Annotated in this window: 12 protein-coding genes; 8 read left to right on the forward strand and 4 right to left on the reverse strand. The window is 64.2% G+C overall.

Going from position 1 to position 13,400, the window contains the following annotated elements; genetic code table 11:
* The first annotated feature begins 102 nt into the window (after nucleotides 1–102).
* The gene (locus tag RBB42_RS25340; RefSeq protein ID WP_305972147.1) at nucleotides 103–1,266 is read left to right on the forward strand and encodes an MFS transporter; all 1,164 of its coding nucleotides are present in this window, start codon (nucleotides 103–105) and stop codon (nucleotides 1,264–1,266) included.
* Between the two features lie 60 nt (nucleotides 1,267–1,326).
* Here the strand turns inward: RBB42_RS25340 and RBB42_RS25345 are convergent, their stop codons facing one another.
* Entirely contained in the window at nucleotides 1,327–2,490 is a 1,164-nt protein-coding gene (locus tag RBB42_RS25345) for an alpha-hydroxy acid oxidase (RefSeq protein WP_305972148.1), read from the reverse strand.
* A gap of 129 nt (nucleotides 2,491–2,619) precedes the next feature.
* Here RBB42_RS25345 and RBB42_RS25350 point away from each other — a divergent pair, with 129 nt between their 5' ends.
* Nucleotides 2,620–3,156, forward strand: a complete 537-nt coding sequence (locus RBB42_RS25350) for a heme NO-binding domain-containing protein (RefSeq protein WP_305972149.1) — start codon at nucleotides 2,620–2,622, stop codon at nucleotides 3,154–3,156.
* 3 nt (nucleotides 3,157–3,159) lie between these two features.
* Complete coding sequence (locus RBB42_RS25355) at nucleotides 3,160–4,515, forward strand: ATP-binding protein (RefSeq protein WP_305972150.1); 1,356 nt, start codon at nucleotides 3,160–3,162, stop codon at nucleotides 4,513–4,515.
* Here RBB42_RS25355 and trpA read toward each other — a convergent pair.
* Nucleotides 4,503–5,294, reverse strand: coding sequence for a tryptophan synthase subunit alpha (trpA, locus tag RBB42_RS25360; RefSeq protein WP_305972151.1), 792 nt, complete (start codon nucleotides 5,292–5,294; stop codon nucleotides 4,503–4,505). The genes RBB42_RS25355 and trpA overlap by 13 nt on opposite strands.
* Nucleotides 5,295–5,460: 166 nt before the next feature.
* On the opposite strand from trpA, the gene ppk2 reads away from it, so the two are divergent.
* Entirely contained in the window at nucleotides 5,461–6,462 is a 1,002-nt protein-coding gene (gene ppk2, locus RBB42_RS25365; protein WP_305972152.1) for a polyphosphate kinase 2, read from the forward strand.
* Between the two features lie 3 nt (nucleotides 6,463–6,465).
* Here the strand turns inward: ppk2 and RBB42_RS25370 are convergent, their stop codons facing one another.
* Nucleotides 6,466–7,107: a TIGR02453 family protein gene (locus tag RBB42_RS25370; protein WP_305972153.1), complete on the reverse strand. Its 642-nt coding sequence runs from the start codon at nucleotides 7,105–7,107 to the stop codon at nucleotides 6,466–6,468.
* A gap of 102 nt (nucleotides 7,108–7,209) precedes the next feature.
* Here RBB42_RS25370 and RBB42_RS25375 point away from each other — a divergent pair, with 102 nt between their 5' ends.
* The 3 genes from RBB42_RS25375 (at nucleotide 7,210) to ychF (ending at nucleotide 10,335) form a co-directional block, all read left to right on the forward strand.
* A complete protein-coding gene (locus RBB42_RS25375) occupies nucleotides 7,210–8,580 on the forward strand; it encodes an MATE family efflux transporter (RefSeq protein ID WP_305972154.1) in 1,371 nt (456 codons plus the stop codon).
* A 137-nt stretch (nucleotides 8,581–8,717) separates the two neighbouring features.
* Nucleotides 8,718–9,098, forward strand: coding sequence for a DUF805 domain-containing protein (locus RBB42_RS25380; RefSeq protein ID WP_305972155.1), 381 nt, complete (start codon nucleotides 8,718–8,720; stop codon nucleotides 9,096–9,098).
* Between the two features lie 139 nt (nucleotides 9,099–9,237).
* Entirely contained in the window at nucleotides 9,238–10,335 is a 1,098-nt protein-coding gene (gene ychF / locus RBB42_RS25385) for a redox-regulated ATPase YchF (RefSeq protein ID WP_305972156.1), read from the forward strand.
* 819 nt (nucleotides 10,336–11,154) lie between these two features.
* Here the strand turns inward: ychF and RBB42_RS25390 are convergent.
* Nucleotides 11,155–12,258, reverse strand: a complete 1,104-nt coding sequence (locus RBB42_RS25390) for a tyrosine-type recombinase/integrase (RefSeq protein WP_305972157.1) — start codon at nucleotides 12,256–12,258, stop codon at nucleotides 11,155–11,157.
* Nucleotides 12,259–12,656: 398 nt separating this feature from the next.
* On the opposite strand from RBB42_RS25390, the gene RBB42_RS25395 reads away from it, so the two are divergent.
* Nucleotides 12,657–13,091 (forward strand): helix-turn-helix domain-containing protein, encoded by a 435-nt coding sequence (locus tag RBB42_RS25395; protein ID WP_305972158.1) that lies wholly within the window; start codon nucleotides 12,657–12,659, stop codon nucleotides 13,089–13,091.
* Nucleotides 13,092–13,400 lie beyond the last annotated feature (309 nt).

Below are 13,400 nucleotides of genomic sequence, written 5' to 3' on the forward strand. Positions count from 1 at the left end.
CGTGCCGGTAAACCGGATCGGCCCGATTGGCAAGCGGATTCGTCCCCGGGCCCGGTCGCTTTCGTGCTGGACGAGGGCGGCGGCCCGTGGCAGGCGATCCCCATGTTGCGCGATCTTGTCATCAGCCGGGGGCCAGCGGCGGGTTTCGTGGCCGTGGGGCTTTACTGGGGCGCCTTCGCGGCCCTGGTGCCCGATCTCAAGCCGCAGGTGGGCCTGTCCGATGGCGGGTTCGGCCTTGCGATGCTGGTCTCTGCCGCTGGCGCGGTGCTGGCCATGTGGTTGGCGCCGCTGGCGCAGCGGCGGCTGGGCAGCGGCGATCTGCCGGTTTCCGGCCTGCTGATGGCGCTGGCCTTCCTGTTGCCGGGGCTGGCCGGGGGCGGTGTCAGCTTTGCGCTGGCGATGATGGCGGCGGCGATGGCCTCCGGCACGCTGGACGTGTCGATGAACGCCCGCCTATCGATGCTGGAGGGGCAGAGCCGGCGGTCGCTGATGAATCTCAACCACGGGATCTATTCCGCCTCTTACGCGGTGTCGGCGCTGATGACGGGGCTGGCGCGTGAGGCGGGCTGGTCGCCCTTCGCGGTTTTCGCGGCGCTGGCCCTGCCGGTTGTGGCGCTGTGCCTGCAGATGGCGCTGGCCCCCGTGCGCGAGGCGCCACCCGAAGAGGGCGCGCCGCCCGCCGCGCCGCTGTCCTGGTGGGTGTTGGCGCCGCTGGGGGCCATCGTCCTGCTGGGGTTCCTGGCCGAACAGGGGACCGAGGGCTGGTCGGCGCTGCACCTGGAACGCACGCTGGGCGCCGGGGCCGCGCAGGGCGCCCTGGGGCCGGCGATCCTGGGCGTGACCATGGCCGTGGGGCGTTTCTCTGGCCAGTTGGTCGCGCAGCGTGTGAGCGAGGCAGTCGTGATCCGGCTTGCGGCCATGCTGACCTGCCTGGGCGCGGTGACGGCGGCCTTTGCGCCGGGGCTGGCCGTGGCCTACGCCGGTTTCGCGGTGCTGGGGCTGGGTGTCTCGGTGGTGGCGCCGATGGCCTTTTCATGGTGCGGGCGGCTGGTCTCGAACGAGTTCAAGGCGCTGGCGATCAGCCGGGTGGCGGTGCTGGGCTATGCGGGCTTCTTTGTCGGCCCGCCGCTGATGGGCGGTCTGGCCGAGGGCTTTGGCCTTGGCGCTTCCTTCGCGGTGGTCGGGGCCTTGATGCTGGTGATCCCGCTGGTGCTGGTCCCGCTGGTCCGGCGGGCGACGTCAACCGAAATGACCCCGGCAGAGTGATCCGCCGGGGTCGTGTTTCGCGCGCGAAACATTTTCATTCATTAACAGTGGGTTAACCCGTCATTCCCAGTCGCCGGAGAAGCCCCGGGGCACCATCAGGATGTCACGGTTCACCGTTTCGATGTCGGTGTGACCACAGAGGGCCATCGAATGGTCCAGTTCCTTGTGGATGACCTCCAGCGCGCGGGTCACGCCGGCCTCGCCCATCGCGCCCAGTCCGTAGACGAAGGCGCGGCCGATCCAGGCGCCCTTGGCTCCCAGTGCGCGCGCCTTGAGCACGTCCTGGCCAGAGCGCACACCGCTGTCCATGTGGACCTCGATCTTGTCGCCCACGGCATCGACGATCGGCTCCAGCGCGCGGATCGAGGACAAGGCCCCGTCCAGCTGCCGTCCGCCGTGGTTGGAGACGACAATGGCATCCGCACCGACATTGCAGGCCTCGAGTGCGTCGCGCGGGTCGATGATGCCCTTGATGATCAGCGGGCCGTCCCACATCTTGCGGAACTCGCGGATGCGGTCCCAGTTCAGCGACTGGTCAAAGCTTTCCGCGGTCCAGTTGACCAGCGACGAAGGGTCGGTCACGCCTTTGGCGTGGCCCACGATATTGCCGAAGAACCGCCGCTTTGTCTGCAGCATGTTCAGGCCCCAACCGACCTTGGTCATCATGTTGGCCACGGATTTCGGCGTCAGCTTGGGTGGGGCCGACAGGCCGTTCTTCAGGTCCTTGTGGCGTTGCCCCAGCAGTTGAAGGTCCACCGTGATCACGGCGGCAGAGCATTTCGCCTCTTTCGCGCGGTCAAAGAGGTTCTGCATGAACTCGTCGTCGCGCAGCGTGTAGACCTGCATCCAGAAGGGCGCCGAGGTGTTCGAGGCCACGTCCTCGATCGAGCAGATCGACATGGTGGACAGGCAGAAGGGCACGCCGAATTTCTCGGCCGCCTTGGCGGCGAGGATCTCGCCGTCGGCGTGCTGCATCCCCGTCAAGCCCACCGGGGCCAGGGCCACTGGCATCGAGACGTCCTGGCCGATCATCTGCGTCTTTGTCGACCGGCCCGACATGTCCACGGCCACCCGCTGCCGCAGGTAGATGTCGTCGAAATCCGAAGAATTCTCGCGAAAGGTCTGCTCGGTCCAGCTGCCGGACTCGCAGTAATCGTAGAACATTTTCGGGACGCGTCGCCGATAGATGCGCTTGAGGTCCTCGATTTCGGTAATGACGGGCATGGCATGGCGCTTTCGTGGGAATTGGTAAGAAGCGATTACCAATGCCGGGACATTCATGCAATGCGACTCTTAAGGCCCTCTTCATCGACCTGCGCTACGCAAGATCAAACAGGTCAAGGAGAGAGGCCGATGAAGGGCATCGTGTTCACGGAACTGCTGGAGATGGCGGAACAGGCCATCGGCGAGGAGGCGGTGGATGACATCCTGGACCAGCTCGACCTCGAGTCCGGCGCGGCCTATACATCGGTCGGGAATTACCCCTGCGGGGAGCTGATGCGCATCGTCGGCGCTGTCAGCGACCTGACCGGCATCCCCACCGACGACCTGCAGCGCAAGTTCGGGGCCTGGATGCATGGCCGTTTCGTGCAGACCTATCCGCAGTTCTTCGCGGACAAGACGACCGTGCTGGATATGCTTGCCGCGATCGAGAGCGAGGTGCACGTCGAGGTGCGCAAGCTGTATTCGGACGCGGAACTGCCGCGTTTCGACACGACCTGGGTCGGGCCGGATCACCTGCGGATGACCTACCGGTCCGAACGTCCTCTCGTCGCCTTTTGCCACGGCCTGATCGAGGCCTGCGTGGATCATTTCGGGCAGGGCGCGCAGATCGGGCTGAACCGCGTCTCGCCGCGCGAGGCGGTCTTTGACGTGCGGCTGGAGACATGAGGCATGGGATCTGCTGCAGTCAGCGCGCCGGATGACGGCAGGGTCCTGCGCCGCCGCTATGATCGGGAACGCGCCGCGCGCAAGGAGGCAGAGCGCCTGCTGGAAGGCAAGAGCCGCGCCCTGTTCGAGGCCAACGCCGCCCTGCAGGCACAGGCCGCCGCCCTGGAAGAGGCGGTGCGGGAACGGACCCGGGAACTGGAACAGGCCAAGACCGCGGCGGAAAGCGCCAGCGCCGCAAAGAGCGGTTTCTTGGCCATGATCAGTCATGAGATCCGAACCCCGCTGAACGGTGTCCTGGGCATGGCCACCGCCCTGGTCGAAAGCGAGGACCTGCAGGGCGAACAGCGCGAGATGGCGGAAATCATCCAGTCCTGCGGGCTGTCGCTGCTGGAACTGCTGAACGATCTTCTGGACCTGTCCAAGATCGAAGCCCACAAGATGGAGATGGAGACGCGCGATTTCGACCTCAATGCGCTTTGTCAGGAGGTCCGCCAGATCCATGAGCCTCGCGCCGAGTCCAAGGGCCTGGACTTTCGGGTGCGTCAGGACGCGCGGGCACGCGGCTGGATCAGTTGCGACCCGACGCGCCTGCGGCAGGTCATCAACAACCTGGTGTCAAACGCGCTGAAGTTCACCGCCACCGGCGGTGTCTACGTCGACCTGCGGCGCAGGGGCGATGTGCTGGAAATCGAGGTATGCGATACTGGCCCCGGCGTGCCGCCAGAACGGCGTGACCGCCTGTTCGAGGCCTTTACGCAGACCGACGCCTCGATCACGCGCAAGTTCGGCGGCACGGGACTGGGCCTGACGATTTCACGGCGGATCTGCCGGCTGCTGGGGGGCGACCTGGTGCATGAACCTGCACCGGGGGGCGGGGCGCGCTTTATCGCGCGGGTCAATGTGTGCGACGCGCGGCCCCGGCCGCGCTCTGTCGACAGTTCGGCGGAAGCGGCGAACGCGGTGCTGATGGCGCGGGACTGGCGCATCCTGGTGGCCGAGGACAGCGAGACCAACCAGCGCGTGCTGCGCCTGCTCTTGCGGCGCTACCCTTTGCGGATCGACATGGTCCACGACGGGGCAGGGGCGGTCGAGGCGCATTTCGCCGACGCCTATGACCTGATCCTGATGGATGTGAACATGCCGGTCATGAACGGGCTGGAGGCGGCGGCCATGATCCGCGAGGTCGAGGCGGCGCGCGAGTTGCGCAGCGTGCCCATCATCGCCCTGACGGCAAATGCCATGACGCACCAGGTTTCCAGCTACCTGCGGCAGGGCGTCGATGCCCATGTGGCCAAGCCGGTCCGCCGCGAGGAACTGATCGCGGTGATGGCCCGGCTGCTGCTGGCTCAGGCCGAGTGAGCGCCGCCGGCGAGGCCCGACACGAAGGACAGGACCTCGTCTACCGGCTTGCCGGAGGCCAGTTCACCCACGATGGCCGAGCCCACGACACAGCCGTCCGCGACGGAGGCGATGGCCCGGCTGGTCTCGGGGGTGCGGATGCCGAAGCCGACGATCACCGGCAGATCCGTCCTGGCCTTGATGCGCGCGACCTCGGGGCCGACATCCGCCGCCTCTGCCGCCGCCGCGCCGGTGATCCCGGTGATCGAGACGTAGTAGACGAAACCGCTGGTGTTCTGCAGCACCTTGGGCAGGCGCTTGTCGTCGGTGGTGGGCGTCGCGAGGCGGATGAAGTTCAGGCCCGCCTTCTGCGCGGGAATGCACAGTTCGTCATCCTCTTCGGGCGGCAGGTCGACGATGATCAGCCCGTCGATCCCGGCCTCCTTGGCCTGGTCGAGGAAGGTGTCGACCCCGCGGGAATAGATCGGGTTGTAATAGCCCATGAGCACGATCGGGGTGTCATTGTCCCCGGCCCGGAAGTCGCGCACCATCTGCAGGGTCTTGTCCAGCGTCATCCCGCCTTCGAGCGCGCGCTGGCCGGCCAGCTGGATCGTCGAGCCGTCGGCCATCGGATCGGTAAAGGGCAGGCCCAGTTCGATCACGTCAACACCTGCCTTGGGCAGGCCTTTCATCACCGACAGCGAGGTCTCGATGTCGGGATCGCCCGCCATGATGTAGGCGACAAAGGCTTTCCGTCCCTCGGCTTGCAACCGGGCGAAGGTGGAATCGATGCGTGTCATGGCTCACTCCCTGCAAGGCTTTTGCCTCTTGCCGGATGTGCGGGGGAAAATCAATGGCGCCCGGAAAATGGAAAAAGGTGAAGCTTTCGTGACGGTTTCTTGACGTGCCGCAAAGCGGGAGTGCCGGGTGCATGCGATCATGGGGCCATGAATTGAAGGAGACCTCATGCCGCCAGTCCAGACCGCCCCCGCAGAAGACCAGACGATTGCCAATGCCGTCGATTCCGTTGCTGCGCCAGAGCCAGCCGCCGAAGCGGAAACAGCCGTCGCGGAACCCGTCGCCGTAACGCTGCCCGCCCGCGCAGAGCGCCATCACCCGACCCCGGACGAGATCCGTCGCGCCTTCGAGACCGGGGAATATCCCTACGACAAGAAGGTATCGCGCCGCGCCTACGAACGGGACAAGGCGCGCCTGCAGGCGGAACTGCTGAAAGTGCAACTCTGGGCCCAGGAAACGGGGCAGAAATTCGTTTTGCTGTTCGAAGGCCGCGATGCCGCCGGCAAGGGGGGCACGATCAAGCGGTTCACCGAACACCTGAACCCGCGCAGCGCGCGTGTCGTGGCGCTGAACAAGCCGACGGAGCAGGAGCGCGGCCAGTGGTATTTCCAGCGCTACATCGAACACCTGCCCACCTCGGGCGAGATCGTCCTGTATGACCGGTCCTGGTACAACCGCGCGGGCGTCGAGCGGGTGATGGGATTCTGCGAGCCGAACGAATACCTGGAATTCATGCGCCAGACCCCGGAGCTGGAACGGATGCTGGTCCGGTCGGGAATCCGGATGTACAAGTACTGGTTCTCGGTCACGAAGGAAGAGCAGCTGGCCCGGTTCCAGAGCCGCGAGACCGACCCTCTGAAACAGTGGAAGCTGTCGCCCATCGACAAGGCCAGCCTGGGCAAGTGGGACGATTACACCGAGGCCAAGGAGGCGATGTTCTTTTACACCGACACCGCCGACGCGCCTTGGACGGTGATCAAGTCGGACGACAAGAAACGCGCGCGGCTGAACTGCATGCGGCATTTCCTGTCGACACTGGATTACCCGGACAAGGATCACAGGATCGTCCGTGCGCCCGATCCGCTGATCGTGGGCGGGGCAGGGCATGTCATCCATCGGTCGGATCACATCCTGGGCAAGATGCTGCACCCGGGCACGCGCCGGACCTGAACCTCAGGCGATCTCGCCCAGCCAGTCCATCAGGGGGGTGAATTCGGTGATCCCCTCTTTGATGCTGGCGGCGGGATCGGTGGACAGGGCCTCGTCCAGGTTGTCGCGCCAGGCGACGTAGCCCTTGCACCGCAGCATGTCCTCGCGCGGGTGATCGGCGGGGTAGGGGTCCGGCACCTGCTCCAGCGAAGGGGGATCGACCCGCCATCCGGCCTCTGCCACCAGTGCGACCAGATCCGCCCCCCGATCCGAGGCCACCGCCTCGCGCCAGCGGTCAAGCTGGGCCGGCTCGAACTGCATCACCCCGGCGCCCAGCGTGGCATATTCGAGCGAGATCCCCAGCATCCAGACGCGCCCGTCCGGCAGCGACCACATCATGTGCAGATGGGTGTGATAGGGGGTCTTGTCCTCGGAAAAGCGCACGTCGCGGTGTGGGCGGAACAGCTTGGTCCGGGGCGGCGTGCCCCGGGTCTCTCTCAGCCAGGTGGCAATCCGCGCCAGCAGTTTTTCCGAAGGACGCTTGAGCTGGCTGTCATAACGCGCCTTGTTGTCCCGAAACCAGTCACGGTCGTTGTTGTCCGCAAGTTCCGCAAGGAATGCGCGGGCGTCCGGCAAAAGCCGGTCAAGATCAACGGGGTCGGCCATTGGAAAGCTCCGTCAAGGCGCCTTTTAAAAGACTAGCACAGGACGGCTGGCAAAGCACCCCGCGCCCTTGCCTCCGGCGAAGGGCGGCACTAAGGGCAGAGCATGACCGAGCCCATGTCCTATACCGACCACAGGCGCGCCGTCCTGCGCCTGGGCCTGCCTTTGATCGGCGGGCACCTGGCGCAATTCGCCATCGGCCTGACCGACACGATCATGATCGGCTGGTACGGCGTGCCGGAACTGGCGGCGCTGACCCTGGCGGGGTCGTTCTTCTTCACGGTCTTCCTGTTCGGATCGGGCTTTGCCTGGGCGATCATGCCGATGGTTGCCCGCTACGCAGCGCAGGAGGACGAGGTGCTGGTGCGGCGCGCGACGCGCATGGCGCTGTGGCTGTCGATCCTCTATTTCTTCGTGACCCTGCCGTTGTTCTGGTTCTCGGGGCCGATCCTGCGGGGCATGGGGCAGACGCCCGATGTGGCGGCGCTGGCGCAGACCTACCTGCGCATCGCGGCCACAGGGCTTTTGCCGGCGCTTGGGGTCATGGTGTTCAAGAACTACCTGGCCGGGCTGGAACATACGCGCGTCGTGCTCTGGATCACGCTGGGCGCGGCGGGGGCCAATGTGCTGGCCAACTACGCGCTGATCTTCGGCAACTGGGGCGCGCCGGAACTGGGAATTACCGGGGCGGCCATCGCCTCTGTCACGGTACATGTGATTTCGCTGGTGCTGGTGGCGGCCTATGCGCTGATCAAGCTGCCGGAACATGAACTGATGGTACGCTTCTGGCGCCCGGACTGGGAGATGTTCGCCCAGGTCTTTCACCTCGGGTGGCCCATCGGCCTGACGACCCTGGCCGAGGTTGCGCTGTTTGCCGCCACTGCCGTGCTGATGGGCTGGCTGGGGACGATCCCGCTGGCGGCGCATGGCGTGGCGCTGCAGATCTCGACGGCGGCCTTCATGGTGCAACTGGGCCTGTCCAATGCGGCGACGGTGCGCGCGGGCAACGCGCTGGGCCGGGGCGACCTCGATCACATGCTGCGCGGGGCGCGGGTGGTTGCGGTTCTGGGCGCCGTGGCGGCGGCGCTGACCGTGGCGGTCTTTGTCGCGCTGCCCGAAACGCTGATGAGCCTCTTTGTCGACCCGGATGATCCCCAGCGTGATGCCATTATCGCCACCGGCCGGGGGCTGTTGCTGATGGCCGCGCTGTTCCAGGTGGTCGACGCGACCCAGGTGATCCACATCGGGCTGTTGCGCGGGTTGCAGGACACCCGCGTTCCGATGATCATGGCCGGCGTGGCCTACTGGGGCATCGGGATGCCCTGTGCCTGGATCTTCGGCTTTGCCCTGAACTGGGGCGGCGAGGGCATCTGGTTCGGCCTGGTCGTGGGGCTTGCGGCGGCGGCTGGACTGCTGATGTGGCGATTCTGGATGCACAGCCCTGCCATTCTGGCGCGGCAGACGGCAGCCGCCTGATCTGCCGCGCTTTTCGGGCGACTGGTGGTATTCCACCATTGAGAGCGCACATGTCCGGTGGTTAATTGCTCCTACCGGATCGGGGACACCATCCGGGCCACTCAGGGACCACGGACAGTTTTCAGGAGACACAGATTATGGCCCATACTATGGACGCGGGTGCCGGCGGCTATGACCGCCAGGTCGGCATGGGTGAAGCGATCAAGCTTTTCTTCACCAATTACATCAAGTTCGAAGGCCGCTCGAACCGTGGCGAATACTGGTGGGCCGTGCTCGGTCTGTTCCTGGTTGGGATCGTGCTGGGCATCATCGACGGTCTTCTTGGCATCGCCGTCCTGGGCACCGTCTTTTCGCTGGCCACCCTGATCCCGGGGATCGCCATCGGCGTGCGCCGCCTGCATGACATCGACAAGTCGGGCTGGTGGTATCTCATCATCTTTGTCCCGCTGATCGGTGTTCTCGTGCTGATCTACTTCTTCATCCAGAAGCCGACCCCGGGCCCGAACCGCTTCGGCTGATCCCCTCGTCAGCTCAAGGCACACGAACCCCTCTTTCCCCCGGGAAGAGGGGTTTTGCATGCCACGGGACGCCTCGCTGCTTGCACGCCCGGGGCTGCCCGACTAGAAGCGGCCCGTCATTCAAGATGGAGTGTGCCTGATGGGCTTTCGGATGGGAATCGTGGGGCTGCCCAACGTGGGCAAGTCGACGCTGTTCAATGCGCTAACCAAGACGGCGGCGGCGCAGGCGGCGAACTTCCCCTTTTGCACCATCGAGCCCAACGTGGGCGACGTGGCGGTGCCCGACCCTCGGCTGCCGCAGCTGGCGGGGATCGCCAAGTCGGCTCAGGTCATCCCGACGCGCATGACCTTCGTCGACATCGCCGGCCTGGTCAAAGGTGCGTCCAAGGGCGAAGGGCTGGGCAACCAGTTCCTGGCCAACATCCGCGAGGTGGATGCCATCGCCCATGTTCTGCGCTGTTTCGAGGATGACGACGTCACCCACGTCGACGGGCGCGTCGATCCGGTGGCCGATGCCGAGACCATCGAGACCGAGCTGATCATCGCCGACATGGAAAGCATCGAGAAACGCCTTCAGAACATCGTGCGCAAGGTCCGCGGTGGCGACAAGGAGGCGGTCCAGCAGGAACGCCTGATGAAACTGGCGCTGGCCGCGCTGGAAGAGGGCAAGCCCGCCCGCGTGGTCGAGGTGGACGACGAGGATGCCAAGGCCTGGAAGATGCTGCAGCTGCTGACCTCCAAGCCGGTGCTTTATGTCTGCAACGTCGACGAGGGCGACGCGGCCGAGGGCAACGCGCTGTCGGCCAAGGTGGGCGAGATGGCCGCCGCCCAGGGCAATTCCCACGTGGTGATTTCCGCCAAGATCGAAGAAGAGATCAGCCAGCTGGACGCCGAAGAAGCCGCCGAGTTCCTGGAGGAGCTGGGGCTGGAGGAGGCGGGGCTCGATCGCCTGATCAAGGCGGGCTACGAGCTGCTGGGGCTGCAGACCTATTTCACCGTCGGCCCGAAGGAAGCCCGTGCCTGGACCATCAAGCGCGGCACGCTGGCGCCTCAGGCGGCGGGCGTGATCCACGGCGATTTCGAAAAGGGGTTCATTCGCGCCGAAACCATCGCCTTTGACGACTACGTCACCTGCAACGGGGAATCCGGGGCCAAGGACGCGGGCAAGATGCGCGCCGAGGGCAAGGCCTACGAGGTCAAGGACGGCGACGTCCTGCACTTCCTCTTCAACACCTGACCTGTTCCGGTCGGCATTTCTGGCCGCCAAGGCCCTCTGCCCATTGGGCAGAGGGCTTTTTGCATTTGGTGAGCTGCTCCTAGGCGACTGAGTACTTCGACTGGCGCAGGGGTAAGGGCTGACACCAGTCGCGCTTGCGCTGCTCTCAAGGCGGGGCGACGCCCCGAGGCGATCCAAGAGGAATGGGCGCGCCCGGCCAAGCTGAACGTCTTTCCCGCCATGCCGATTTCCTGGTGCATGTGGCCACGGCCTTGCAGGCTGGACGGGTCTTTGCGGTGATCGCTGTCTGGATGGGGTCGCGGGGTTGTGGCCTGGGACATGGGGGCGATGGGCGTCGTGGTGATGCGGGTGGCAGTTGTGCCCCTGGGACTTTTGTCCTGGCTCCGGCTCCTTGGCGGTGGACTGGACGGTTTGGGCCGCGCGCTGCCCAACGGCGTCCTAGCGACAATTCCTCTTGCCCAGACGGAGCGCCCGCCCTTTTCCCTGTCCCGGTGGACGATGAGCTTTCCCTTTGCGGCCCTTTCGATTTTCCGTTGGCGTAACGCGAAACGTTCCGGCTCAGGCCTGCACGGCGGTAAGAGGGCTTCAGGCGCCTCTGCTGGTGATCGTGACTGGGATTATGGCGGGCACGATTCTGGGCATACACGCGGAGAGATCTGCCGCCCGGAATGAAGACCGGCGGGTTTTGTCGTCTCACTGTCAATTTCGACTTGTTTCCATCCTTTCGCGCGCATAGACACGGCGGCGGAGACGTGGCCGAGTGGTCGAAGGCGCTCCCCTGCTAAGGGAGCGGACATTTCCTGTAACATCTTTATTCCCTTACGTTTTCTGCGTGAACTTTTGCGTGTTGACCGGATCTTGCCCAAAGTCCCACCCATAGGCGTAGAGCTGCTCGGCCAAGTCTGCCGGATAGGCCTTGCGGTAGTCGCGCGCGGTGTCGGACTTCGCCCAACCTCCGCGGTCGAGGAGAAGGTCATGATTGCCGACCTGCGCCGAGTGGTAAGTCGCCCAGGTGTGTCGAAGCGTGTAGCAGACCACGTCTTTGGGTAGACCGGCCGCCTCACAGAGCTTGCGGAATTGCTTGGCGATCTGCCCGCCACCATGGTCCCTCAGTTTGAACGGTTTGCCGCGCGACGACAGGAACGAGTGCCCTTTCTTCGGCAACTCACCGATCAGATCGATGGCCCGCTCCGGAAGGTAGACCCATCGGGCCCGCGACAGCGTCTTGCCGGCGCCATCCTCGACGGCCGGAATCCAGACCTCGTTCGTGGACCAATTGAAGTGCTCGACCTTGACGGCGAAGGTTTCACCAGGTCCGCAGCCCGTTGCGACCATGAAAACGATGATCTTCAGCAGGCGATGGTCCTTGTCATAGACATGGGCCGTTTCTGGCGCCATTGCGGCCTGGATCAGGGCCTCGAGCTGCGCGGGTGAAAGATATCTGCTGCGGACATTCTTCTTCCGACGCTCTCTTCGATTGCCGGTAATGAAGTTGATCACGGAGACGATCGGGGTCGTCACCTGGCAGTCGATTGTGGTGTGCGCCCAGCGTCGCCCGGTTTCCTTGAACCTCAGCTCCGCGATGTCCAATCCGGCGCGCAGGATCCTCGGACGATCGATTTCGTCGATCCGCGTCTGTACACCAAAATAGCGAATGATCCTCTTGAGGTATCGGCGGTTCCCCGTGTGCCTCATGTAGAGGTTTGCCGCCTCGGCGAAGGTCGGCACGGGGTTCAGAACCTTCTCCCAAGCCTTGTCGAACTCCATCTCGGCAAGCTGAATTGCAAGCTCGGACTTGTTCACGTCGCGTATGCCAAGGCGCTTTCGTATGCGTCTTCCGCGGACGTAGAAGTCGCACTCGTAGTCGTTGTTCTTCCACTTCGGCGCCCATGGCTCGGTGGCTTCGAGGCCTTCGTTGTCCATGTCATTGCCTCCCTGAGACCTTCGATGTGAGCGCGGTAGAAGACGGGGCGGCGGCCGCGCCATTCGCAGACGGCGAAGTCGGTCTCGAAATTCTTCCGAATGTCGAAGAAGTAGCGCACGGATATGCCCAACGCCGCGGCCGCTTCGGTTCGGCTGAGCGCTCGTTCGATGTCGCTGCCCGGCTCTTTGCACGAGGTCATTACAAATTCCTAAGTCGATGGATTTGTTTTGACCTCTGGACCAGTGGCTTCGAACCGGTCGCCGAGGTCCGGGAGCGACGGTATCATCAAGCTGTATGAGTGAGCTCGACGACACCGGCTCCCGAGACGCGAAGCTTGAGTTTTCGCGCGAATATCGGCAAACTGAAAGTAGCTCGATTCGGTGCCCTGCGTCAAGGAATGACCAGTTCCACTCGAGCACCACATGCGTTCCCGATGCTCTCGGGGCTGACTTCTGGAGGTGAAGCAATGGCAAGAGCGGCAAGAAAGGGCGAAATCTCGATGAGCCGTGAGGCCATCGGCCTCCTGAAGGCGGGCAGAACTGCGTTGCATTGGTCACAGAACGACCTGGCGGGCAACGCGGGAGTGTCTTCCGCCACGGTCAAGAGGATCGAAAGCAAAGCCGAGAAAATCCGAAAAGAGGCGCTGAAGGAATTGGGAAACGAGGATCGTGGCGCGCCCATTCGTCAAGAGAGCATCGAGCTGATGCTAAGTGCTCTTGAAAAGGCCGGAGTGTCCTTTTGGAGCAACGGGCGTGAGGTTGGAATGTCCGTGACAGCAAGGTCACGGGATCATGCATTCTTTGATATCGCGAAGAAGGTCACCGGGCAGTGACTGTCAGCCGCCTCTTGGTCGAGACCGAGATTTCTCATCACTGGCGTGAAGCATCGAAGAAATTGGAATGACAGGCTTCCTTCTGACACTCGACCGCCTCAAGGTGCTAAAACAGCAAGCGATGATGTCGATCCCGCATGCCAAGGCCGCGTATCGGACAGAAATCGTCGCAAGATTCCTCGGGTGGCGGACGTATGCGTCGCTTCTGTACGATCTCAGGTCCGAGGGCCGTTGTCAATCGGCACGCAATCTTAACCCCCTATAGGCGTCCAAAAATGACCCCCTTGGAGTGCTCCGGTAGCTGGCCCG

It is taken from the genome of Mameliella sp. MMSF_3455 (genome assembly GCF_030733205.1).
In the GTDB taxonomy this organism is placed as follows: domain Bacteria; phylum Pseudomonadota; class Alphaproteobacteria; order Rhodobacterales; family Rhodobacteraceae; genus Antarctobacter.

Bases quoted from the DNA above. Each gene is read 5' to 3' on its own strand.
- RBB42_RS25340 (WP_305972147.1), top strand. From the start codon at position 103: ATGTTGCGCGATCTTGTCATCAGCCGGGGGCCAGCGGCGGGTTTCGTG.
- RBB42_RS25345 (WP_305972148.1), bottom strand. From the start codon at position 2,490: ATGCCCGTCATTACCGAAATCGAGGACCTCAAGCGCATCTATCGGCGA.
- RBB42_RS25350 (WP_305972149.1), top strand. From the start codon at position 2,620: ATGAAGGGCATCGTGTTCACGGAACTGCTGGAGATGGCGGAACAGGCC.
- RBB42_RS25355 (WP_305972150.1), top strand. From the start codon at position 3,160: ATGGGATCTGCTGCAGTCAGCGCGCCGGATGACGGCAGGGTCCTGCGC.
- trpA (WP_305972151.1), bottom strand. From the start codon at position 5,294: ATGACACGCATCGATTCCACCTTCGCCCGGTTGCAAGCCGAGGGACGG.
- ppk2 (WP_305972152.1), top strand. From the start codon at position 5,461: ATGCCGCCAGTCCAGACCGCCCCCGCAGAAGACCAGACGATTGCCAAT.
- RBB42_RS25370 (WP_305972153.1), bottom strand. From the start codon at position 7,107: ATGGCCGACCCCGTTGATCTTGACCGGCTTTTGCCGGACGCCCGCGCA.
- RBB42_RS25375 (WP_305972154.1), top strand. From the start codon at position 7,210: ATGACCGAGCCCATGTCCTATACCGACCACAGGCGCGCCGTCCTGCGC.
- RBB42_RS25380 (WP_305972155.1), top strand. From the start codon at position 8,718: ATGGCCCATACTATGGACGCGGGTGCCGGCGGCTATGACCGCCAGGTC.
- ychF (WP_305972156.1), top strand. From the start codon at position 9,238: ATGGGCTTTCGGATGGGAATCGTGGGGCTGCCCAACGTGGGCAAGTCG.
- RBB42_RS25390 (WP_305972157.1), bottom strand. From the start codon at position 12,258: ATGGACAACGAAGGCCTCGAAGCCACCGAGCCATGGGCGCCGAAGTGG.
- RBB42_RS25395 (WP_305972158.1), top strand. From the start codon at position 12,657: ATGACCAGTTCCACTCGAGCACCACATGCGTTCCCGATGCTCTCGGGG.